General features: G+C 63.2%; 1 protein-coding gene. It reads right to left on the bottom strand.

The window, feature by feature from the left end:
• Nucleotides 1–1333: cbb3-type cytochrome c oxidase subunit I (locus ACIPIA_RS16455; protein WP_400511049.1), on the bottom strand; the 1333-nt coding region annotated here is incomplete at both ends.

Genomic DNA, 1333 nt, shown 5'->3' with positions numbered 1-1333 from the left:
TAGTAGTCGCGCTTGTAGTTGAAGGTATGGATGATTGCCGCGATGATCGTGGCCGCGAACGACACGGCCGCCAGCCACCAGATGTGCCAGATCAGCGCAAAGCCCATCAGCGTGCACAGGGCGGCCAGCACGATCCCCGCCGCGGTGTTCTTGGGCATGTGGATCGGGATGAAGCCCTCCATCGGCCGCTTGTAGCCGTACTGCTTCATCTGCCACCAGGCATCGGTGTCATGCACCACCGGCGTGAACGCGAAGTTGTACTGCGGCGGCGGCGACGAGGTGGACCATTCCAGCGTGCGGCCGTCCCAGGGGTCGCCGGTGGTGTCGCGCAGTTCCTCGCGGCGCATGAAGCTGACCACCAGCTGAATGATGAAGCAGGCAATGCCGCAGGCGATCAGGAACGCGCCGAACGCGGCAATCAGGAACCAGATCTGCAGCGACGGATCCTCGAAATGGTTCACCCGGCGCGTCACACCGAGCAGGCCCAGCCAGTACAGCGGCATGAACGCGAAGTAGAAGCCGGTGAGCCAGAACCAGAACGATGCCTTGCCCCACGACGCCACCAGCCGGTAGCCGAACGCCTTCGGGAACCAGTAGTAGATGCCGGCCATCAGCCCGAACAGCACGCCGCCGATGATCACGTTGTGGAAGTGGGCGATCAGGAACAGGCTGTTGTGCAGCACGAAGTCGGCCGGCGGCACCGCCAGCAGCACGCCTGTCATGCCGCCGATCACGAACGTGACCATGAAGCCCACCGTCCACAGCATCGGCGCCTCGAACTTGATCTTGCCGTGGTACATCGTGAACAGCCAGTTGAAGATCTTCGCCCCGGTGGGAATCGAAATGATCATCGTCGTGATCCCGAAGAACGAGTTCACGCTGGCGCCCGACCCCATGGTGAAGAAGTGGTGCAGCCACACCAGGTACGACAGCACGGTAATCACCACGGTGGCGTACACCATCGACGCGTAGCCGAACAGGCGCTTGCGGCAGAACGTGGCCGTGACCTCCGAGTAGATGCCGAACACCGGCAGCACCAGGATGTAGACCTCGGGGTGGCCCCAGATCCAGATCAGGTTCACGTACAGCATGGCGCTGCCGCCCTGGTCCGCGGTGAAGAAGTTGGTGCCGACGTAGCGGTCCATCGACAGCAGCGCCAGGGCGGCGGTCAGCACCGGGAACGCGGCGATGATCAGCACGTTGGTGCACAGCGACGTCCAGGTGAAGATCGGCATGCGCATCAGCGTCATGCCCGGCGCGCGCATCTTGACGATGGTGACGAGCAGGTTGATCCCGGATAACAACGTCCCGACCCCCGCCACCTGCAACGCCC

The organism is Allobosea sp. CER48, assembly GCF_044752385.1.
GTDB lineage: Bacteria > Pseudomonadota > Alphaproteobacteria > Rhizobiales > Beijerinckiaceae > Allobosea.
Note: the sequence above shows the minus strand (reverse complement) of the source record. Positions and strands in the feature narration are given on the sequence as shown.